Origin of the sequence: Ensifer sp. ENS03 (assembly GCF_014852035.1) — a bacterium.
Lineage (GTDB): Bacteria > Pseudomonadota > Alphaproteobacteria > Rhizobiales > Rhizobiaceae > Ensifer > Ensifer adhaerens.
The window spans coordinates 185975-208735 of record NZ_JACVAV010000007.1; the positions used below are offsets into that span (position 1 = coordinate 185975).

Annotated in this window: 17 protein-coding genes; 2 read left to right on the plus strand and 15 right to left on the minus strand. The window is 61.1% G+C overall.

Annotated elements, in window-relative coordinates:
- Positions 1-325: 325 nt before the first annotated feature.
- From IB263_RS23105 to IB263_RS23140, 8 genes are all read right to left on the minus strand, one after another.
- The gene (locus tag IB263_RS23105; RefSeq protein WP_034796673.1) at positions 326-1603 is read right to left on the minus strand and encodes an outer membrane protein transport protein; all 1278 of its coding nucleotides are present in this window, start codon (positions 1601-1603) and stop codon (positions 326-328) included.
- A gap of 499 nt (positions 1604-2102) precedes the next feature.
- A complete protein-coding gene (locus tag IB263_RS23110) occupies positions 2103-4943 on the minus strand; it encodes a valine--tRNA ligase (RefSeq protein ID WP_192439066.1) in 2841 nt (946 codons plus the stop codon).
- Between the two features lie 121 nt (positions 4944-5064).
- A complete protein-coding gene (locus IB263_RS23115; protein ID WP_060516970.1) occupies positions 5065-5868 on the minus strand; it encodes a PopZ family protein in 804 nt (267 codons plus the stop codon).
- A 208-nt stretch (positions 5869-6076) separates the two neighbouring features.
- Complete coding sequence (locus tag IB263_RS23120) at positions 6077-7444, minus strand: TolC family outer membrane protein (RefSeq protein ID WP_034796676.1); 1368 nt, start codon at positions 7442-7444, stop codon at positions 6077-6079.
- Positions 7445-7732: 288 nt separating this feature from the next.
- A complete protein-coding gene (locus IB263_RS23125) occupies positions 7733-8398 on the minus strand; it encodes a protein-L-isoaspartate O-methyltransferase (RefSeq protein WP_060583185.1) in 666 nt (221 codons plus the stop codon).
- A 204-nt stretch (positions 8399-8602) separates the two neighbouring features.
- Positions 8603-9028 (minus strand): TonB system transport protein ExbD, encoded by a 426-nt coding sequence (gene exbD / locus IB263_RS23130; protein ID WP_034796684.1) that lies wholly within the window; start codon positions 9026-9028, stop codon positions 8603-8605.
- 3 nt (positions 9029-9031) lie between these two features.
- On the minus strand, positions 9032-10114 hold the full coding sequence (gene exbB / locus IB263_RS23135; protein WP_371814190.1) for a tonB-system energizer ExbB: 1083 nt from the start codon (positions 10112-10114) through the stop codon (positions 9032-9034).
- A 183-nt stretch (positions 10115-10297) separates the two neighbouring features.
- The gene (locus IB263_RS23140; RefSeq protein ID WP_246811069.1) at positions 10298-12772 is read right to left on the minus strand and encodes a ComEC/Rec2 family competence protein; all 2475 of its coding nucleotides are present in this window, start codon (positions 12770-12772) and stop codon (positions 10298-10300) included.
- A gap of 315 nt (positions 12773-13087) precedes the next feature.
- Here IB263_RS23140 and gltA point away from each other — a divergent pair, with 315 nt between their 5' ends.
- Entirely contained in the window at positions 13088-14377 is a 1290-nt protein-coding gene (gltA, locus tag IB263_RS23145; protein ID WP_034796688.1) for a citrate synthase, read from the plus strand.
- Positions 14378-14570: 193 nt separating this feature from the next.
- Here the strand turns inward: gltA and lpxB are convergent, their stop codons facing one another.
- From lpxB to bamA, 6 genes are read right to left on the minus strand one after another with little or no spacing between them, the layout of a single operon-like run.
- Positions 14571-15746 (minus strand): lipid-A-disaccharide synthase, encoded by a 1176-nt coding sequence (gene lpxB, locus IB263_RS23150; RefSeq protein ID WP_192439067.1) that lies wholly within the window; start codon positions 15744-15746, stop codon positions 14571-14573.
- On the minus strand, positions 15743-16630 hold the full coding sequence (locus tag IB263_RS23155; protein ID WP_089044623.1) for an LpxI family protein: 888 nt from the start codon (positions 16628-16630) through the stop codon (positions 15743-15745). Before IB263_RS23155 ends, lpxB begins: the two co-directional genes overlap by 4 nt.
- A 5-nt stretch (positions 16631-16635) precedes the next feature.
- Positions 16636-17451 (minus strand): acyl-ACP--UDP-N-acetylglucosamine O-acyltransferase, encoded by an 816-nt coding sequence (gene lpxA, locus IB263_RS23160; protein WP_034796694.1) that lies wholly within the window; start codon positions 17449-17451, stop codon positions 16636-16638.
- Positions 17448-17912, minus strand: coding sequence for a 3-hydroxyacyl-ACP dehydratase FabZ (fabZ, locus tag IB263_RS23165; RefSeq protein ID WP_192439068.1), 465 nt, complete (start codon positions 17910-17912; stop codon positions 17448-17450). The genes lpxA and fabZ overlap by 4 nt, the downstream gene beginning before the upstream one ends.
- Positions 17905-18972 (minus strand): UDP-3-O-(3-hydroxymyristoyl)glucosamine N-acyltransferase, encoded by a 1068-nt coding sequence (gene lpxD / locus IB263_RS23170; protein WP_192439069.1) that lies wholly within the window; start codon positions 18970-18972, stop codon positions 17905-17907. The genes fabZ and lpxD overlap by 8 nt, the downstream gene beginning before the upstream one ends.
- A gap of 46 nt (positions 18973-19018) precedes the next feature.
- Entirely contained in the window at positions 19019-21355 is a 2337-nt protein-coding gene (gene bamA / locus IB263_RS23175) for an outer membrane protein assembly factor BamA (protein ID WP_060607504.1), read from the minus strand.
- Between bamA and IB263_RS23180 the strand changes: the two genes are divergently transcribed.
- Positions 21297-21521 carry a hypothetical protein gene (locus IB263_RS23180; protein ID WP_162251000.1) on the plus strand — a complete coding sequence of 75 codons (225 nt, stop codon included), beginning with the start codon at positions 21297-21299 and terminating at the stop codon, positions 21519-21521. The genes bamA and IB263_RS23180 overlap by 59 nt on opposite strands.
- Before the next feature lie 84 nt (positions 21522-21605).
- Here IB263_RS23180 and rseP read toward each other — a convergent pair whose 3' ends face one another.
- Positions 21606-22739 (minus strand): RIP metalloprotease RseP, encoded by a 1134-nt coding sequence (gene rseP / locus IB263_RS23185; protein ID WP_192439070.1) that lies wholly within the window; start codon positions 22737-22739, stop codon positions 21606-21608.
- Positions 22740-22761: the final 22 nt, after the last annotated feature.

The window sequence follows — 22761 nt, forward strand, 5'->3', positions numbered from 1 at the left end:
TAGTCCCCGAAGCAGTCATTTTAATGGACCACTTGCACTGGCGTGCCGGAGGCCACATTTCTCATGACGGTCGTCGATCCAAGTTTCATTTCACCCCAAACGCTGCAGGTATCGCACTCACATTGCAGGCTTGTCCCTATATCGCTGCTCCCTGTTTGTGGCGGGAAATGGACATAGCCGGAACGAGTCTGATCCTAGCAAACTCTAGCATTAAAAGTGTTGCTGAATCGTCACATTGCGGCACAGTGCGGATGCGTGGTTAAGAGGCTCCACACATAAGAAAGGCCCGGTAAAACCGGGCCTTGCAGGATCAGATGACGAAGGATCAGAACTTCACTTTGATCGATGTCGAAATGGCACCGACAAAGTCGTCGTCGAAATCGTAGGAAACGTCGTCACCAATGACGTCGTCACCATACTTCACCGCACCGGAACTGCCACCGGTCATGATGCCGACAGCACCAGCAAGACGGAACTCGAGGTTCTCGGTCGGCGTGTAGGAAACACCGGTTCCCAGCGTCCAGGTGTCGGTCTGCGTTCCATACCCGTGGCTGGTGCCGCGGTCCCAGGTCAGGCTGACGGCGCCGCTCCATTGATCATTGAACTTGTGGCCGACACCGCCGGTGATGGTCCAGCCGTCACGGTAGAGAAGATCAAGGCTCGTGCATGGCGTAGTACGGGAGACCGTGGCGGGGCAGAACTTCAGGACCTGAAGCTGGCTCCAGTCCGTCCACTTCACCGAGCCAAATGCCGCCCAACCGGGTGCAAAGCCGCTCTGCAGCTTGAGTTCCAGCGAGTCCGGCATCGAAGCCGCACCGTTTACGTCGTATTTCGTACCGGTCACAAGGCCCACGCCCGGTACAACGAAGCCCAACTGGCGAAGGTCGATGAAGCCCGAGAGGTTATCCAGATCGACAGCACTGTTGTAGACGAGGCTCGCTCGCAAGGCATACTCGGGGATTTCGTAGGCAGCACCTGCGCGCCAGCCCCAGCCATGCCCTCCAAGCTCGAGCCTGCCAATGCCGGTAAAGGCACCAGCGAGCGGCGTGCCTGTATAATCCTGAACCAGCCTTTCCTTGAAGCCGTTGACTTCCTGATAGAAGACGCCGCCGATCACACGGAACTGGCCTGGCCCCATGTCCCATTTGTAGGAGCAGGTCGCGGCGTAGTTGTCGCTCTCTACCTTCGTTTCGATATTGCTGTTGGCACCGGCCCAGTTCTGCCCCGGATTGGTGTGGGCACCCCAGGGCTGGGAGTAGTCAGCCATACAGTCGACGCTGTCACCAAAGGCTGCCTTAACGCCGACGCGCGGAACCCAGTAGCTCTCGGTGTCGTCAGCAGTATTCGGTCTGTTGTTGAGATTGCCGCCACCAAAAGTCCCGGTAAGGATGTTGGTGTTCCCGGTATCGGTATCACGGACGTTCTTCAATTCGCGCTGCGGATTGACGTAGGTCGCCGACGCTTCCCCCGCATAATCCGACGGGTCGAACAGCAGATCGATGTTGTAACCGCCGCGCTCAAGACCGCCCGCGTGCGCGGCGGAGGCAAACAGCAAACCCGCTGCTACCGACAGAACACCCCGCTTCAAATTCATGTGAGCCATCCAGCTCCTCCCCCTGCACTGCAAAACTGCGACATTCCACCTCATGTCGTGTGGGCCGAAGTATTCTCACGATCCCGTGAAATCGCAAATGCGAGATCTAGCAGTTAGCAGGCTCGATCGGTCACAGAATTTACGTAAGATTCTCATGATTTAGCCACAATGACGCCAGATCGGAACCATTTTTCCAAAATCATGGATAAAATCCACTGAATTAGAATGGATTTCCAAACCATCGAAAACCTGTGTCGCCTGAACAACATTATCGCTTTTTGCGGTAGAACAGCGAAAAACTCCGTTGAAGTTCCGCTCAAACGCCACGCGCGCTTAATGACCCGCGCAGCAGATTCAACTGATCGAATCAATGCAAAATCTCGATAGGCTAAAGTCTATCTTGTATCTCTAAAATAAAAAATCCGCGGCATTTCTGCCGCGGATTTCGATTTCTGACGGTCAGGCATTCTCTTGAACGCCCTCTCGTTGAATCCGTCGATTAACGGCCTCAACCGGCCTCGGCGACGCGCGTCAGCGCAACGCTCAGCGATTCCTTCTGGAGATCGAGCTCTACGAGGCGTTCACGTTCCGCTTCGACCAGTTCCGGCTTTGCATTGGCGACAAACTTCTCATTGGCCAGCTTGCCGAGGATGCGCTCGCGCTCGGCTTCCACCTTGGCGATCGCCTTCTCAAGCCGGGCCTTCTCGGCGGAAAGGTCGATCAGGTTGCCGAGCGGCAGGCAGGCCGTTGCCTCGCCAACGACGATCTGGGCGCTACCGCGCGGCGCAACAGTGGCGTGGTCGATATGCTCGACGCGCGCCAGACGACCGATGGCCTGCGCATGCTGCTGCAGGCGCTCGCGCGTCGGGTTGTTGGCACCGACAACGATCAGCGGCGCAGTTGCCGCCGGCGGGACGTTCATCTCCGAACGAACCGAACGAATGCCCGAAACCAGATCGATCAGCCAGTTGATCTCGTCGGCCGCCGTGTCGTCAGCATAGGACGGCGCCGGCCATTCGGCGTGGCACAGCAGCGTCGAACGCTCCTGGCCCTCGCCTGCCGTCTGCGCCCAGAGCTCTTCCGTCATGAACGGCATGAACGGGTGCAGCAGCTTGTATATCTCGTCGAGAACGTAGGCGACGCAGGCCTGCGACTCGCGTTTTGCCGCTTCGTCCTCGCCACTGAAGATCGGCTTCAGCAGTTCGAGGTACCAATCGCAGAACTGGTTCCAGACGAACCGGTAGAGGCTGCCGGCCGCGTCGTTGAAGCGATAGGCATCGAGCGCCTCGGTGACGTCGCGGATGGTCCGCGACAGCTCCGTCAGGATCCAGCGGTTGACGGTGAGCGACGAGGTTTCAGGAATGAACCCATCGCTGCTGGTAACGCCATTCATCTGGGCAAAACGCGTCGCGTTCCACAGCTTGGTGCCGAAGTTGCGGTAGCCGGCGATGCGGGCCGGGTCGAGTTTCACGTCACGCCCCTGGGCCGCCATGATCGCCAGCGTGAAGCGCAAGGCGTCAGCACCGTATTCGTCGATCAGTTCGAGCGGATCGATGACGTTGCCCTTCGACTTCGACATCTTCTGGCCGTTCTTGTCGCGAACGAGCGCATGGACATAGACCGTATGGAAAGGCTCGACCGGAGTGCCGTCGGCATCCTTCATGAAGTGCAGGCCCATCATCATCATCCGGGCGACCCAGAAGAAGATGATGTCGAAACCGGTGACCAGCACGTCGGTCTGATAGTACTTCTCCAGTTCCGGCGTCTCGTTCGGCCAGCCGAGCGTGGAGAACGGCCAAAGCGCCGAGGAGAACCAGGTGTCGAGAACGTCTTCGTCACGCGTCAGGATTTCGCCCGGCTTGAAGTTCTCGAGCAGATCCTCGACATAGGCCTTCATCGGGCCTTCATGCGCCAGATAATGCTGGATCGCCGCGTGCAGCGCCTCTTCCTCGGTCTTTTCGACGAAGACCTGACCGTCCGGACCGTACCAGGCCGGGATCTGGTGCCCCCACCAGAGCTGGCGCGAAACGCACCAGGGCTGAATGTTTTCCATCCACTCGTAGTAGGTCTTCTCCCAGTTCTTGGGAACGAAGTTGGTCCGACCTTCCTTGACGGCCGCGATCGCGGGCTTGGCCAGCGTCTTCGCGTCAACGTACCATTGCTCTGTCAGACGCGGTTCGATCGGCACGCCGCCACGGTCGCCATGGGGAACCATGTGCTTGTGCGGCTCGATCTTGTCGAGCAGGCCCGCCTCTTCGAATATGCGAACGATGATCTTGCGCGCTTCGAATCGGTCCTTGCCTTCGAGTTCGTCCCAGGCACCGTGCAGGGCAGCCGGATCGCTGAGCCCTTCGAGGAAATCCTCGTTGTCCTTGATCGTGATGCGGCCTTCGATCGTCATGATGTTGATCGCGCGCAGACCGGCGCGCTTGCCGACGTCGAAGTCGTTGAAATCATGCGCAGGCGTGATCTTCACCGCACCGGTACCGGCGGTCGGATCCGCATAGTCGTCGGCAACGACAGGAATGCGGCGACCGACGATCGGCAGAATGACGTGCTTGCCGATCAAAGGCTTGTAGCGCTCATCCTCCGGATTGACCGCGATGCCGCTGTCTCCGAGCATGGTTTCAGGACGCGTCGTGGCGACGACGAGGTAATCGCGCTTTTCCCACTCGGTCGCCTTGCCCTCTTCATCGAAGGCGACCGGGTAATCGAAGGTTACGCCAGGCTCCAACGGATAGCGCAGGTGCCAGAGGTTGCCGTTGATCTCGTGCTGCTCGACCTCCAGGTCCGAAATCGCGGTCAGAAGCTTCGGGTCCCAGTTGACCAGGCGCTTATCCTTGTAGATCAGGCCTTCCTTGTAGAGCGAAACGAAGACCTCGAGAACGGCTTCGGACAGCCCTTCGTCCATGGTGAAGCGTTCGCGCGACCAGTCGCAGGACGCGCCAAGACGCTTCAATTGGTTGAAGATGAGCCCGCCCGATTCGGCTTTCCATTCCCAGACCTTCTCGATGAAGGCTTCGCGGCCCATCTGCCGGCGGTGCTGCTGGCTCTCCATCAGCTTACGCTCGACGACCATCTGGGTGGCGATGCCTGCATGGTCCATGCCCGGCTGCCACAACACGTCCTTGCCGCGCATGCGCTCGAAACGCACGAGCACGTCCTGAAGCGTGTTGTTGAGCGCGTGGCCCATGTGCAGCGAACCCGTCACGTTCGGCGGCGGGATCACGATGCAGAAACTGTCGGCGCCGGGCTTGGCACCCGCCCCTGCACGAAACGCGTTTTCTTCGTCCCACTTCTTGGCGATACGCGGGTCGACGGATGCGGAATCGTAGGTCTTATCAAGCATTTTGGAGCCAATTTACGAGATTGATGTCAGCGTCTTGTAAACCGGAACGGCCGGTGCAAGTCAACACGAACGCAAAAAGCCGCGACGATCGCGCGGCTTCTTTCGTGTTCGGATTCGGCATTTAGCGGCGGGGGCCGCGCGCGACGCGTTCGATTTCCTCGCGGACGAGCCGCTCGACAAGCGTCGGCAGATTGTCATCGAGCCATTCCTGCAGCATCGGCCGTAGCATCGCTTCGGCAATTTCATCAAAGGAACGCCGCGATTCCTGATCCACTGCGTGGGCAAGATCGCCGAACGACTGAGCGACCTTGCGGCCGACCTCCGGCGAGACGATCGCGGCAAGCGCCGTCTCCGGCGCGGGCGCTTCCGGCGGAACGACGGCGGCCACCGGCGGAACCGCGCTTAGAACTTCCGGGAGTTCGACTGGCGGCGGCGCTACGACTTCCGGCTCTGCCGGCGCCTCAACTGCAGCAACGGGCTCGATCACCGGCGCTTTCGGCGCGGAAACTGCTGCCATGCGCGAGGTGACGACCGGACTGTCCTGAATAGCGACGACCTGCGGCGCAGGCGGCACCTCACGTCCGGCAAAGCTCGTCGTATGACGCTCGGACGCGGCGCGAACCCGTGCTGCGACATCGGCAAGTGAAAGCGGCGGCTGCGCTGCCGGCGACGGCTCCGACAGCCCGGCCTGGCTGTCCACGACCGGTTCGACAAACGCGGCCTTGGGCGCCTCATCGCGTCGGCCAAAGGCGATCGTCTCGATCTCGCTGTCGATAGTCAGCTCGATCTCGTCGTTGCCCTCGTCCTCGAACTGCTCCTGCGGCGCAAATCCGGCTTGCCCGGGTTCGTTGCTCTCAATGATCTTGCGAATGGATGCCAGGATTTCATCCATCGACGGTTCACGCGCGACATTGAGCTGTGCCATTTCCATCCTCGATTGACGCGGCAGACATGTGTCCCAAAACTGGACATGCGCCGATTTCCGACAAACCTTAAGTGAGTTCGCGAACGAAACATACGCCACGAATCAACGCTAAGGATTCTTGCACAGATTTGTTTTCAGGGGAAAAAATAGAAACGCCCCGGGGAAGACCCGAGGCGTTGGCAGGTACTCAATGATGCGAACAGACGCCTTAGCGACCGTCAACGGTTCGCAGACCGAACCACTTGTCCTTGACCACTTCGTAGTGCTCTTCGGCACGGTATTCGGCAACCTGCAGGCCCTGATCCTTCACGGTCAGCCGCGCGGCGGCAGCAAGCAGCGAATAGCTCGCAACGACCGCGTCGCGCTGGGCAACGGCCAGAAGTTCCTGTGCCTGAAGCACGTCCTGCTGCGAATCAAGCACGTCGAGTGTCGTACGCTGGCCGACCTTGCGCTCTTCGATCACGCCATCGAGAGCCAGCTTGGCGGCGGAGATCTGCGCCTTGTTGGCGGAGATGCGCGCAATCGCGGCTTCCAGCTGAGCATAGGCGGAGACAATAGTCTGCTGTACCGCCGCACGCGCCGAATCGACGAGGATGCGCTGCTGGCCGAGACGTTCCTTGGCCTGGCGGATCTGGCCGTACTCGGCGCCACCCTGATAGATCGGAACTTCGAGGCGAGCCGTAATGCTCGATGCATTGCTATCGAACTGGCTGGCATTGCCGGTGGTGCGGCCAACCTGGCCCTGCAGCGTCACACCGGGGAGCATCGTGCCTTCCGCCGACTTGACCTGATAACCGGCCGAATCAACGGAGTACTGCGCCGACAGAATGATCGGGCTTTCGCGCAGACCGGTCGCGACGGCCTGATCGAGCGTGCGCGGCAGGGCCTTCGAAGCCGGCGAAGCCTGCTTGATGCCACGCGGCACATCGCCGACGATCTGTACATAGGTCGCTTCGCTCTGCTTCAACTGAGCGACGGCGACGATAAGCTGCGACTGGGCGTTGGCGAGCGAGGCTTCGGCGAGGCTCACGTCCGTTCGGGTGCCTTCGCCCACATCGAGACGGGCTTTCGCCGCGTTAACCTGCTCCTGAAGGAAGGCGATGTTCTGCTTGCGGATCGATACGAGCTGCTGGTCGCGCGCGATGTTGGAATAGATGGTCGCGGCCGAAAGGAGAATCGATATCTCGTTGGCGCGCAGCGATTCGCGGGTCGCAAAGACGTTCGATTCAGCGGCGCGCACATTGTTCAGCGTCTGAAAGCCGTCAAACACCATCTGGTTTACGGTGATGCCGACCTGTCCCTGGTGGAGGTCTTCGCTCAGGGTCTTTTCTCTGTCGATGGTCGAAAGCGTTCCGGACGCGAATGCCGCCACCTGGGGGCGAAAGCCGGACTTGGCAATCGGCACGCTCTCGTCGGTCGCCCTGAGGCCGGCCCGCGCGGCGTTCAGGTCAGGGTTGTTTGCGTAGGCTTTGGCCATTGCGCCGAAGATCGTTTCGGCCAGTACTGCGTGCGGTGCAAGCAGCAAGCTTGTCGAAACGGCGGCCAGGAGGGCCGCTTTGCGGACAATCGACACCATTACTTCTCTCTCCGATCGGGGCGGCAGAGCCTGCCCTCTATTTCCGCGGCGCCGCTCTTTGTGCAAAAAGCGACCCCAACTAGACACGGCGATGAAGCGCTCACACCGCCCACTGGTGAGCAAATCACTACCACTGCACTCTTTGAAACCCGGAATCAGCATTCCGACAACTGCGCAGCCATACTCTGCGCAGCCATTTCAAAAAGAAACAAGTACCGCGTTGCGAATTGGCAACATTGTTATTTTAGCAACGCAATTAATTGTTGATATCCCTCAATAAGCGGGACCTCAAAAAACAAATTCCTGTGCACGACGGAAGCCGGGAAGCGGCTTGACCGCGGTGTTGAAATCGGGGCGCTCGGACGTCTTTCCGTGCTCGTGCACATAGAGTTTAGCGCGAGAAGCATTGCCAAATCCTTCAACGACGACCAGCCGCCCGCCATCGCGCAGCTGCTCGAACAAAGCCGTCGGCAGGACTTCGACCGAGCCGTGAACGAAGATCACGTCATAGGGTGCCTCGGCGGCATATCCCTTCTCGAGTTCGCCGGTCACGACGGCGATGTTGTCGTAGCCGAGGCGAGACAGCGTTTCCGTCGCGGTGGCGGCGAGGCCTTCATCGCTTTCGAGCGCAACGACCGAACCTGCAACCTGTGACAGCAGTGCGGACGCGTAGCCGGTGCCGCAGCCGATCTCCAGGACGACATCGGACTTGGCGATTTCGGCCAGCTGGAGAAGCTTGGCGAGCGGCGACGGCTCCATCAGGAAACGCGGTGCGTTGCCATTGGTAACCTCAAGCGCGATATCCGTGTCGATGTAGGCAAGCTCTTTCATCTTGGCAGGCACGAATTCCTCGCGCGGCACGCTCAGGAACGCGGACAGAACCGAGTGGGACGTGACATCCGTCGTGCGGATCTGGTTGTCCACCATCTTGGTGCGCGCTGCTTCGAAATTCATGGTAGTGCCCTCGTGTCCGGATAGGCGCGGCGCCCGCTTTCGGGCAAGCACGCACGATCGTCTTCTGGCTCCCGTCGGAAAGCCTTTGAGGTAAGCTCATAAATCGGCGCCCGGCCGGTTTCAAGCGATAGCGGCAATCTGCGCCGGAAAAACGGGAGGGAATTGCACTGCGAATGGCGGAGGCAACACGATTGCCGGCCGGGATCAGCGTCCCGGCGCGCCTTCCAGCCCAACGAGGGCAATCTTGGTGTAGCCGGCGTTCTGAATGAGGTTCATCACCGTCATCAGTTCACCGTAGTCGACGGCTTTGTCCGCGCGCAGCAGAACGCGCGTCTCGGTATTGCCTTCGGTCAGGCGCTTCAACTCGTCGGCAAAGCTCTCGCGCGCCGTCTCATCGTTGCCGATCGCCAGAGCCAGATCGGCCTTCAACGTCACGAAGACCGGCTTGTCGTCCCGCGGAGCCGGCTTTGCGGCCGATTGCGGCAGGTCAACCTTCATGTCCACGGTGGCAAGCGGCGCCGCCACCATGAAAATGATCAACAGCACCAGCATGACGTCGATGAAGGGGGTGACGTTGATCTCGGCGTTTTCATCGAGATCGCCGCCACCGTCGCTGATTTTTCCGGCCATAGGTCACCCGATCCTTGCGATGGTCGTCTCGGTGTGACCGAAGTCCTGGCGGCGCGGCTGCGCCTTACGGGCCAGGCGATGGTCGAGGTCGCGGCTGACGAGCCGTTCCACGGCCGCCGCGGCATCGGCGAGAATGACCTTGTAGCCACCGACCGAGCGGGCAAAATAGTTGTAGATGACGACGGCCGGGATCGCCGCCACCAGGCCGATAGCGGTCGCCAAAAGCGCCTCCGCGATGCCCGGCGCCACGATCGCCAGATTGGTCGTCTGCGCCTTGCTGATGCCGATGAAGGAATTCATGATCCCCCAGACCGTGCCGAACAGGCCGACGAACGGGCCGACGGAGCCGATCGAGGCCAGGATGCCGGTGCCACTTGTCATGCGCTTACCGGCGCGAACCTCGATGCGGGTCAGAAGCGAGGAAACACGCTCCTTCAGGCCGCCTGTCGGCGCATGGTCGATCACCGCCTCCGAGCGGGCCATTTCGTCGATCGCCGCGGCGACCATTTCGGGCGCCGGTCCCGACTTGCCGTCAAAGGCTCCCTTGACGTCTGCCAGGCCGTTGGCAGCCGACAGCAGGCGAACAGCGCGCGTAAGGCGCGCCTTGGCGCCAAAGAGTTCCAGCAGCTTGACCACAAAGATCGCCCAGGTGGCGACGGACGCCAGCGCGAGGCCAATCATCACGCTCTTCACCACCACGTCGGCGGCCATGAACATGCCAATCGGCGAAAGGTCATGCGGCAACACCGGGCTTGCTGCACCCTCGCCCGTCGCCGGCCCGCTTTCCGCCGTCACCGGGGCGCCTTCAACTGCTACCGGCGCCCCCTCGCCCGACGTAGCGGCAGGAGCTTGCAGTGTCGGCCGCGCCTGTGTCGCCGGCTCCGCCGGCGGAACGGTTACGGCCGTGCCCTGACTTTCTGCCGTCGGCGCGGATGCGGACGGCGCTGTTGCGCCGCTTTGCGTACCATTAACCGCGGGTGCCTGCGTCGTGGCTTGGGCCAAGGCGGCCGTTGGCGAAGCTGCGGAGGACAGGAACAGCATCGCGGCTGCCAACAAATTGATCGTCGATCGGGCTCGTCTCGGCATCTCGTTCCTCACGTACTCGTCCATTTCGTAGTGTCAAGGCGAAGGGTTTTCCGTCATCCGCCGCTACCCTTGCGCGCTTCCGGGGCTCTTTAAGCAAAGGAAAACCGAATGACAAGGATTTGTGGAGTTTATCAATCAAGAATAATTTCGCAACCACCCATTGCCGGAGCTGGACAGGCGTTTTCAGGGCGTCGGCTGATCTTCGATGAAGGTGTCGCTGCGCCAATCATAGGTGCGATGGCGCTCCCAGGGACGGGCATGCGTCGTGAAAGCCGGCCGGATTTGCATGACGGGTGAGCCCTGCCCTTCCTGCTGCTCCGCCCGAATTTCGATTGCGCCCGTGCGGCGCAGCGTCCGTGCGTCGACGATGCGGGCTCGGCGCGGCGCGCACGCTTCCACATCGACCCGCGCGGCGACCACGATCAGGTCTGCCTGATCGCACAGGGCGGGAAAGAGGCGCGGGTTTTCGAGGGTGACGATCGTCCAGCCGATGGCGCTGCGCGCCGCACACCATTGCTTGTCGCGGCAGACAAATCGGCCTGGCCGGCTTGCCTCGATGGCCGATGAAAAATCCGCACGGATCGCCGTAGCCTTCTCTCCATCGATCGGCGGCGCTCGTCGGACCGCCTGTTCCATAGCCGGGTAAAGATCATCGGCTGCAGGCGGGAGCATGACCGGCCGCTCGTGCTCCCCCACGGCGAGCGCCCGTTGCCATTGCGAAAATATGAAGTCCGGCGGGCGCGGCCGGTTCGTTGCGATGGCATCATCCGTGACCAGACCGAGAATGCGTCCGTCCTCGGCGATCACGATGTCGGGCCGGCTCCCATCTTCCAATGCCAGGCTGAAGAAGCCTGCACAGATCAGCACGATGCCAGAGATTGCCAACCAACTGCGCAGCACGCAGAGAAAAACACCACCGATCGCGATCAGCACGAAGCCGATGGGTCCGATGCGGCCGGTCACGACCTCGCCATCGAGCGACGTCACGAACCGGGCGACGTCGAGCATCCGATCGAGACCCCACGCCATCGCCATCAAAGGCAGATGCTCAAGCCCGAACGGCATTAGCAGCATGGCGAACAGACCGAAGGGCATGATCACGATGCTGATCAGCGGCATGGTGAGAATGTTTGCGAGCAGGCCATAGGCCGGCAGCCTGTGGAAGTAGGCGATCGAATAGACCGACGTTGCCAGGCCGCCGATGAGCGAGGTGATGAGGATGCCTGCGGCGACGCCGGTGATGAGGCGCCCCTTGCTGCGGCCGCCAGCCGCTTCGGCCTTGCCGGTGCGCCGTTCGCGCCAGCGCCCGTAGCCGGCAACCAGCGCCAGGGTGGCGGCGAAGGACATCTGGAAGCCTGGCCCGGCCACAGCCGAAGGCATGAGAACCACGATGACGATTGCGGCGAGCGCGACGTTGCGCAGGCTGATCGACATGCGGTCGAAGAATACAGCGACCAGCATGATCGAAATCATGATCCAGGCGCGAAGTGCCGATACGGCGCCACCGGAAATGAGGATGTAGAGGCAGACCATAAGCAGCGCACCGGCAGCGGCAACCTTCTTGATCGGCACACGGTGCGCCAGCCCCGGAACCATGCTGAGAACAGTGCGTGCGCCGATCAGAAACGTGCCGGCTGCCAGCGCCATGTTGAGGCCGGAGATCGCCAGCACATGCGCTAGCCCCGCCTGTCGCAGCACCTCGACCGTCTCCCGGCTGATGGCCCTTTCCTCTGCGGTCACCAGAGCCGCCGCAAGCGCGCCGGTATCGCCGCCGATCGAGGCGCGGATCCTCTCGCCAACCGTTTCCCGCATTGCGGCCATCGTTTTCGCCGCTGCCGAACGCAGCGAGAAAGCCGTCCCCGGCTCTTCGGTCGCCACCTTCTCGGATAGTTTGGGCGCGCCGTAGAAAAACCCGACGGCGCCGATTCCCTTGAAATAGCTGTCGAAGGCGAAATCGTTCAGGCCGGGCAGCGCCGGACCCGAGGGCGGAGACAGCCGCGCCCTGCCCTCGATCAGGGCGCCGAGCGGAAACGGCTCTCCGAAGCCCCGCGTCACCAGCGTCGTCTTCAGCGGCTGGCGGCGCAGCTTTGGCCGGCTCGTTTCCTCGATCTCCAGCCCGTAGCGCCACCGGCCGCGATCATCCTGCTCGCGCGAAAAGACCACGCCCCGCAGGTTCGTGGTCACCGGAGCGTCGAGAACAACCGTGTCGGTGCGCCACGTCTCGATCGCGACCAGCAGCATGCCGGAGACGAACAGCGTTACTGCAATCAACGGAGCCCTCAAAGGCGCCAGCCGCCACCGACAGGCCAGCGCTGCCATTCCGAAAATGCACAGCAGCACTGCAAGATTGGCAATCCGGATATCGAAGGGCAGCGCCAGCCAGGCGAGCACGCCGAAGATCAAGAACACCGGGATCAACACGAAACCGTGACCGAATGCCCGTTCATCTTCGATCGCGGCGAGGAATGCCGGTTTAAGCGCGGCAGGCCGGAAACGGGCTGCGCGGCCCGCAATTGCTTGCCACGATGGCCGGAGAAACAGGAAGAACCGGCCTCGCGTAGGTAATGTCGCGGCGACAACGGCGGCATCGGATTCGGGAAGCCTGAAGCTTCCGCGTTCGACGTCGAGCGACGCTTGCCGCATTTCCGTTTCGCTCATTGCGCCCGCACTTTGGACCCTGACTTCGCGGTCGATCATGCAACCAACGCAGCGCAACTGCAACCGAGGCGCTATCTGCCGAAAAAAGCGGCAAACCTATATAGAATGGTACCGCACCATCATCGGACGAGCTTATTGATCTCTTTGGACTTATTGCCGTAACATGCCATTATTGCGTCGCCATATGCACATTTTCGCATCGCACAATTTGCCTTTCGTACAGCTTGGCAGTCGAAAATAAATCATATAGCAAATTCGCAACGTTCATTGTCGTGGCACGTCTGTGTGCCACGTTGCCATAAGACGGAGGGTCCGATGACTGATAAAACCGCGGTTGTAACACTCGATGGAAAGTCGGCGGATCTTCCGGTGCGATCTGGGTCCATCGGCCCTGACGTCGTGGACATCGGCTCGCTCTACAAGCAGACGAAGATGTTCACCTACGACCCGGGCTTCACGTCGACGGCGTCGTGCGAATCCAAGATCACCTATATCGACGGCGACGAAGGCGTGCTGCTCCACCGCGGCTATCCGATCGAACAGCTCGCCGAGCACGGCGACTTCCTGGAAGTCTGCTACCTGCTGCTTTACGGCGAACTGCCGACGAAGGCGCAAAAGGCTGACTTCGACTATCGCGTCACGCACCACACCATGGTGCATGAGCAGATGTCGCGCTTCTTCACCGGCTTCCGCCGCGACGCACACCCGATGGCCGTCATGTGCGGCTGCGTCGGCGCGCTTTCTGCCTTCTACCACGACTCGACCGACATCACCGATCCGCACCAGCGCATGGTTGCGTCGCTGCGCATGATCGCCAAGATGCCGACGATTGCGGCCATGGCCTACAAGTACCACATCGGCCAGCCCTTCGTTTACCCGAAGAACGACCTCGACTACGCCTCGAACTTCCTGCGCATGTGCTTCGCCGTTCCCTGCGAAGAATATGTCGTCAACCCGGTTCTGTCGCGCGCCATGGACCGTATCTTCATCCTGCACGCCGACCACGAACAGAACGCTTCGACCTCGACGGTTCGCCTCGCCGGCTCGTCGGGTGCCAACCCGTTCGCCTGCATCGCGGCCGGCATCGCCTGCCTCTGGGGCCCGGCGCACGGCGGCGCCAACGAAGCGGCACTCAACATGCTTGCCGAAATCGGCACGGCCGACCGTATTCCGGAATTCATCGCCCGCGCCAAGGATAAGAACGATCCGTTCCGCCTGATGGGCTTCGGTCACCGCGTCTACAAGAACTACGATCCGCGCGCCAAGATCATGCAGAAGACCACGCATGAAGTGCTCGCCGAACTCGGCCACAAGGACGATCCGCTCCTCGAAGTGGCGATGGAACTCGAACGCATCGCGCTCACCGACGAGTACTTCATCGAGAAGAAGCTCTACCCGAACATCGACTTCTACTCGGGCATCACGCTGAAGGCTCTCGGCTTCCCCACCACCATGTTCACCGTTCTCTTCGCGCTTGCCCGTACCGTCGGCTGGATCGCGCAGTGGAACGAGATGATCGAGGATCCGGAACAGCGCATCGGCCGTCCGCGCCAGCTCTATGTCGGCGCTCCGCAGCGCGACTACGTGCCGGTTTCCAAGCGCTAAGACTGACAATCAGCAGAGACAACAAAGCCCGGTCAGCGATGACCGGGCTTTTGTTTCTGCAGGCTAGGATCGACGTTTCGCACCGGTTGTGGCCATTTATGTAATAGCAGCAACACAACCACCCGAGCGCACGCTGTGCGCCAGGCTCGTCTTCAGTGAAGCGTTGAGGCAATCGCGCGCTCGAGCGTAAGTCTTACGGCTTGCTCTTATTGAGATAGCCAAGAACGATTTCGGCCGCCATCTCGCCCGGCGGATGATCGGTCGTCATGCGCTGCTGCACCAGCGCGTAACCGTCGAGCATCGAGGCCCGCTGCGCCGTTGCGCCCGAAAGCCGCTCCATCCAGCGCGTCAACGCGCCGGGGCGGATCGATTCGCCGAAATATTCCGGGACGATCGGGAAATCGGCGATCAGGTTCGGCAGTGCGCCGCTCCAGATGCGGATGCGCTTGTGCAGAAACTTCACCAGGAAATCCGGCGCATAGGTTGAAACCACGGGCACGCCAGCCAAAGCGAGTTCCAGAATGACCGTACCCGAAGCAGCAATCGCCGCGTCGGCTCGATCGAAGGCCGCCCATTTGTCGGCCGCACCGACGGAAATTTCCGGTTGGATCGTCCAGGATGCGGTGATTTCCCGCACCAACTTCTCCTGGCGCGGGACGGTCGGGAGCAGGAAGCGAATTCCCGGATGGCGGGCCGCGAGTTCGTCGACCGTCGCGCGGAAGATCGGAAGCAGGCGACCGACCTCGCTGGAGCGCGAGCCCGGCAACAGAAGGCATGTCGAAACACGCCCGTCCTTGGCGCCTGCAAGGCGCGGCTGGCGGCTTGCGCGAACGGCGAGCACATTGGCGTCGCTTGCAAGGCGATGGCCGACATAGGTGGTCGGGGGGCCTTGCAGCCGCTCCATCGCTTCCGGCTCGAACGGCAAGACGGCGAGCACGTGATCGACGTAACCGCGCATGCGCGGTGCTCGCTCCGGCTTCCAGGCCCAGACGCTCGGGCAGACGTAGTTGATGACGGGCAGATCCGGCAATGCGGCGCGCACTTTTCGCGCCACGCGGTGGGTGAAATCCGGGCTATCAATGATCAGAAGCGCGTCGGGTCGGGCTGCGATGATCGCCTTTGCCGTTTGGCGAATACGCATGATCAGCTTCGGCAGACGGGCGAGCACCTGGGTGAAGCCCATGATCGACAGTTCGGAATAGTCGAACAACGAGCGAAGGCCCTCGGCCTCAAGCGCCTCGCCGCCGACCCCGACGAGTTCGACGTCGGAATGGCTTTGCGCCCGAAGCGCGCGGACGAGATCGGCACCCAGAAGGTCGCCGGAAACTTCACCCGCGATCACTGCGAGCTTGTAACGTGGCGCGTTCATCGTCTGATACCTCCGGAAGTGCGCTCCACTCCGGCGACAAAAAGCCCCGCTTGATCGGCGACCGTCACCACTTCGCTACGTTCCAGCACCAGCGCCCGTCCGGCTTCGACGGCAACACCGGCAAGACCGGCCCGCTCGGCAAGCGCGATGGTGGACGGGCCGATCGACGGCAGATCCGCGCGCAGATCCTGTCCCGGCTTGCAAAGTTTGACGAGAACGCCGCGCCGGCGCGAAGAGACGCGCCCCTCCGCCTTCAAGACGGCGACGCGCTCCAGCATGGCGTCCGTGCCCTCGGCGCCCTCGAGCGCTACGACACGCCCGCCGACCGCAACCGCCCCCTGCCCCACGTCGAGCGCGCCGAGCGCGTTGGCCGCAGCGATACCCGCTTCTATGTCGCGTTGGTCGTCACCGTCAGGGTTCACAGCACCGATGGGGCCTGATTCGGCCAGGAGATTGGGAACCACCTCGTGCACGCCGATGACATGCGCGCCGCTTGCCTCGATCAGCTGCATCGCCATGCGCAGAACCGCATCGTCCCCGCCCGAGACCAAGGTCTTCAGCACTGACGGTATCTTTGCGAGGGTCCGCAACGTCGGGCGGATATCGCGCCACTCCGGCCGACGCCGAACCCACCCGGACAAGACGACGCGGTCGATGCCCTCTTCTTTGAATGTGCGGCTGATATTGGCGAAATCGCCGATCGCCAGAACCGAATGGTCAAAATCGACCCAATCGGTTTCTTCCGCTTCACGCGTGAGCGCGATGATGTAGGGATCTTCGCCGCGTGCACGAACCGCTTCGGCGACGTGATGAGGCAGCGCGCCGCCCCCAGCGATGATTGCGAGCCGGCCGCTGGTCGCCGCGCGGCTCGCAGCAGAAGACATCACGGTCAGGCCTTGCCGCGTTGCGGCGAAGATAGCGCGCGGTCGCTCTCGGCGCCGATGAAATCGAGGATTTCCATGACCGGCGCGCAATCCATATAGTCTTCGCGAATCGCTGCGGCATTGGCGCGGATCGATTCCGGCCCTTCGAAGATCTGCTTGTAGGCGCGGCGAACCACATGGATCGTTGCACGATCGATGCCAGCCCGGCTCATGCCGACGACATTCAGACCGCTCAGCAGACCGGGATTGCCGTTGAGCATGCCATAAGGAATGACGTCGTAGCTAACAGCCGACAGACCGCCGACAAAGGCCTGACGGCCGACGCGGGTGAACTGGTGGACCGCACAGCCGCCGCCGAGAATGACGCGATCTTCGACCGTGACGTGGCCCGCCAGCATCACATTGTTGGACAGGATGATGTTGCTGCCGAGGCGGCAATCATGCGCCACGTGCGAGTTGGCGAGAAAGAGATTGTTATCGCCGACGACCGTCTTACCGCCATGCTCGACGGTTCCGGTGTTCATCGTCACGCCTTCACGGATCGTGCAATTGGTGCCAATCAGAAGCTCGGTATCGACGGCGCTGTGGTGAACGCTCTGGGAATCACCACCGACCACGGCGTTCGGGAAAATCTTCGTTCCCTTGCCGACGGTGGTCCGGCCGATCACCACGACATGGCTGAGAAGCTCGATATCGTCGCCCAGAACGACTTTCGGCCCGATGTAGCAAAACGGGCCGATCTTGACGTTCTCGCCGATCACAGCACCGCTCTCGACGATCGAGGACGGGTGGATCTTCGCAGATGCTGCAATCATGTTCAGGAGTCTTCCTTGCTGACTATCATCGCGCCGATATCAGCTTCTGCGACAAGTTGCCCGTCAACTTTTGCGTCACAGTGAAATTTCCAGATATTGCCGCGCTGCTTCTGCTTCACGACATGGAATTCGACGCGATCTCCAGGCACGACCGGCTTGCGGAAACGGGCATTGTCGATGGTCATGAAATAGACCAGGTTCGTGCCGGTTCCCACCTTGCGGGCGCAGATCGCGCCGGCGGTCTGTGCCATGCCCTCGACCAGCAGGACGCCCGGCATGATCGGCTGCTCCGGGAAGTGGCCGGTGAAATGCGGCTCGTTCGCCGAAACGTTCTTGATGCCGATCGCCGAATTGTCGCCGTCGATCTCGATGATGCGATCGACGAGCAGAAATGGGTAGCGATGGGGAAGCAGTTTCAGGATTTCCTGAATATCCGCCGTGCCGAGAACCGTTGCTGCTTCACTCATTCGCGCCGCCCTTCTTCTTTTTCTGTCTTTCCTCTGCCCGCATGGCCATTTCCGCAACGTCGCGCAGGAAATCACGCATCGGGCGGGCTGGAATACCGCCGTACCGTTCGCCGGCGGGAACATCAGCCGCCACGCCGCTCATGGCGGCGATCTGGACGCCATCACCAACGGTGATATGGCCATTGACGCCGCTGCCGCCGCCGATCATGACACCGTCGCCGATCTTCGTGCTGCCGGCGATGCCGACCCCGCTGACGATGCCGCAATAGCGACCAATGCGCACGTTGTGACCGATCTGAACGAGATTGTCGATCTTCGTGCCCTCGCCGATCACCGTATCATCCATCGTGCCACGGTCGACCGTCGTATTCGCGCCGATCTCGACATGATCCTGAATGATCACCCGTCCGACCTGAACGATCTTGATCATCCCGCCTTTCGGACCCGGCGCATAGCCGAAGCCGTCCTGACCGATGCGAGCGCCGGGGTGAATGATCACGCTGTTGCCGACGAGAGCGCAAAGCACGCTTGCACCTGCGGCAATCGTGCACTCGCGACCGATGCGCACGCCTGGGCCGATGACCGCGCCGGCCGCGATCCGCGTGCCGCGGCCGATCTCGGCGCCAGCACCAACCACAGCCGTCGGTTCGACCTCGACATCGTCTTCAAGCCGCGCGGTCGGATCCACGAACGCGCCAGGCGCGATGCCGCGCAGGCTCGTATTGCGAGCCGGACGCATCGCAATCTCGTGCAACAACGTGCCAGCAAGCGCAAAGGCCGTGTGCGGCCGAGCTGTCAAAAGGACGGGAATATGTGCAGGGACGAGAGAGGAAATCGTCTTATCGCAAATGATCGCCGATGCCTCACACGTTTCGAGTTCGGCGCGGCTCTTGCGAGACAACATATAGCAGACGTCACCGGGCTTTGCCCGATAGACCGGCGCTACGGAGCGGACGGCGCGGTCAACGACCGCGACATCAACCAACTCCGCCCCAATTCGATCCGCCAGGTCGCCCAGGCGGATCCCATCGTGGGGCGGAAAAAACCAGTTCTGTTCCATGTACACTCCAGAACGATCTTTTCTGGCAGTTCTGGACTGCTTCTTATCAGAACGACGACGAAATACCGAACTTCAGGTTCTGAACCCGGTCGAAATCTTCCTTGGCAACCGGCCATGCGTAGTCGACTCGCAGCGGACCGAAGGGCGAAGCCCAGATCAGACCAATACCGACCGAGGCGCGCAGCGAGGCGTCGTTGCCCTGGACCGATTCACCAGGACCGGTGAGCGCGACCTTGTTGCTGTAGAGCGTTCCTGCGTCAGCGAAGACCGCACCGCGGAAGCCGCTGTCACGCGGGATACCCGGAAGCGGGAACGTCGCCTCGGCCGAAGCCGTGAAATAGGTCGTACCACCGAGCGAGTCACCCGATTGCTTTTCGCGCGGGCCGATACCGTTCCGCTCGAAGCCGCGGATGTCGCTGGTGCCGAGCTGGAACTGGTCGAAGACCTGCAGATCGCTACCGGTCTCGAAGATATGGCCGGCGCTACCGCCGAGCGAGGCGATGATGTCGGCTTCGTCGTTGACCGTGTAGTACCACTTGGCCTTACCGGTCATTTTGTAGAAGTCGGAGTCACCGCCGAGGCCGGCGAATTCATGCGTGAAGGTCGCAAGAATGCCGTCATGCGGCAGCTGCGCATCGTCGAGCGTGTTGTAGGTGATCGACTGCGACACCGACGAACGGACCCAGTTGCCGCCGTCGATCGCACGAATGTAGGGCGACGAAAGCTTCGACCGGTCACCGCTATAATCGAACTGTGTGAAGTTGTAACGCAGCGTCGTCGACAGGTTCTCGGTGATCGGCGCGGTCACGCGCAGGCTGAAGCCCTGATCTTCGTAGCTGTAGTTGTCGTCATCGAAGTCGTTTTCGTTCTTGAAGACGTCGAAGCCTGCGGCCAGACGATAGCCGAGGAAATACGGCTCCGTGAACGAAACGTTGTACGTGCGGCTCTCGTCACCACGACCAGCGGCAACGCGGATGTACTGACCACGGCCGAGGAAGTTCTTTTCTTCGATCGAAGCTTCGACGAGGAAGCCACCACCGCTACCGGCGGAGTAACCTGCACCGATACCGAACGAACCGGTCGACTGATCCTGTACGTCGACGATCACGACAACACGGTCAGCGGCGCTGCCCGGAGCGGTCGAAACGTTGACAGTCGAGAAGTAACCGAGAGCCTCGAGACGACGCTTGGCGCGCGCTACCATTTCCTGGTTGAAGGCGTCGCCTTCACCCATGTCGAACTCGCGACGGATAACGTAGTCGCGGGTACGGGTGTTGCCGCGGATTTCGATACGCTCGACATAGGCGCGCTCGCCCTGGTCGACGAGGTAGTCGACGGCGATCGTGTGGTTGCCGAGATCGCGGTTGCCGCGAGGCGTGACGCGAGCGAACGGGTAGCCAGCCGAAGCGACGCGCTTCGAGATCTCGGTCATCGTCGCCTGAACGTCCTTGGCCTTGTAGACCGAACCCTGACGGCTGACGATAAGCCCCTTCAGTTCTTCGGCGTTGATGCCCTCAACGGTCGATTCGACATTGACGGAACCAAAGTCGTAGCGCGGACCTTCTTCGACGGTGATCGTCACCGTGTATTCGTTGGTCGCTTCATTCAGGGTCGCATCCGAAGTAACGACCTGGAAGTCGGCGTAGCCGCGGTTGTAGTAGAACTGACGCAGCAGTTCTTCGTCCGCGCGCAGCTTGTCAGGATTGTAGACGTCCTTCCGCGTAATGAAGGAGAAGATGCCCGATTCCTTCGTCGCGATGACCGACTGCAGACGACCGTCGCTGTAGGCTTCGTTGCCGACGAAGTTGATCTGAGAAATCTTGGTGCGCTCGCCTTCGTTGATAACGAACGCGAGGTTGACACGACCTTCGGCGACAGGAACGACCTGCGTCGTCACCGTGACATCGCCACGACCGATCGCCGCATAGGCGTCCTTGATCGACTGGATGTCCGTCTCAACCGTCGCTTCGCTGTAAGGACCGAGCGGCTGCGTGCGCACGACGCCCTGCAGCTTGTCGTCCTTGATCTTGCGGTTGCCGTTGAAGACGACCTGGTTGACGAGCTGATTCTCGCTGACGCTGACGACCAGCGTGCCGCCGGAAACGTTGATGCTGACGTCGGAGAAGTAGCCGGTCGCATACAGGCGCTTCACGGAAGCGTCGATGTCGGTGTTGTTGAAGCTCTTGCCCGGAACGATCGTGATGTTGGCGCGAACCGTCTCAGCGCTGACGCGCGTGGCGCCGCGCACTTCGACACGATTGATGACCGCAGCTTCTGCAACGGACGTGCCTGCGAGCAACCCAACACCAGCGCCGGAAACAACAATGCTTGTTGACAGCGCAGCCGCCGACACCGCGTTCAAAAACCTTGAACCAGCTTTCATGTTCAAATCTTACCTTTTCCAAACGTCGCGCGGCAGTTTCGTGCCGACTCCGGTCACGGTTGCCGTTTTAACCGCTTTTCCCATACAAGCAAGCCAGCTCGTTAATTTCTGTTTACTTCAATTCGAACCGTGGCTTAACGGCCACTACAGCTTCGATTTATCGTAAACAAAACCTTTCGTCGCAAGCCGTTGAAAACCAATCGTTCACAGTATCCGCCGAAATCCCCCTCGCCGTTTCCCCGGCCGAACGCTAGCCGAAGAACATCGATATGTCGTTCCAGGTGGCAAAGACCATGAGCATCAGCACCATGGCAAAACCGATCCGGTAAGCGACATCCTGCGCGGCCGGGCCCACCGGCCTTCCGCGCAAGGCCTCAACCGCATAGAACATCAAGTGGCCGCCATCAAGCACCGGAACGGGCATGAGGTTAAGCAATCCTATGGAAACAGACAGGATCGCGGCAATATTCAGCAAAAACGGAATTCCAAGCGTCGCCATCTGCCCCGAGACCTTGGCGACGCGGATCGGTCCGCCGATCTGATCTGCCTTCATCCGCCCGGTCACGACATTGGAGAGATAGTCGAAAGTACCGGTGACAACGTGCCAGCTTTGCAGGACGCCCTGCCCGACGGCCTCGATCGGACCATAGTTGACCGTGCGGAAATTGCCGGCTTCCTGGTCGGTCAGGATACCGATGACGCCGATTTCCATCTTGTTGCCAAACTGATCCGTGAGCTCGGTACGCTGCGGCACCATGTTCAGATCGAGCATCGCGCCGTTGCGTTCGATTCGGATCGAAATCGGCATTTCCGGGCGAACACTGACGTAGCGGCGAACGTCGTCGAAGGTGACGACCGGCGTGCCGTCGATCGAAATCAGACGGTCTCCCGGCACGACACCGGCTTGCGCAGCAGCACTGTTCTCATTCACCCGCGCAACCACCGGATCGGCGACCTGACGCCCGTAGACGGAAAACAGCACGGCAAAGATGGCGATGGCGAGAATGAAGTTTGCGATCGGTCCGGCGGCGACGGTTGCCGCACGCTTCCACAATTTGGCGCCGAGGAAGGTCTGGCTGCGCTCTTCCGGCGCCAGCGCCTCCAGGCGCTTGTAGTCCGGCACGCTCGCCGCATCCTCGTCGCCGTAGAACTTGACGTAACCGCCAAGGGGAATCGCCGCCAGTTTCCACCGCGTTCCGTGCCGATCGGTCCAGCCGACGAGCTCAGGGCCAAAGCCGATCGAAAAAGCCAGAATGCGGATGCCCGACCAGCGGCCGACGAGGTAGTGGCCCATCTCGTGCACAAAGACCAGCAGCGTCAGCACCAGAAGAAATGGGACGACGTAGCCGGTCAGAATCTGAAGGGCATCAAGCAGATATGTCATGAACGTTCCTCAAGCACCCGCG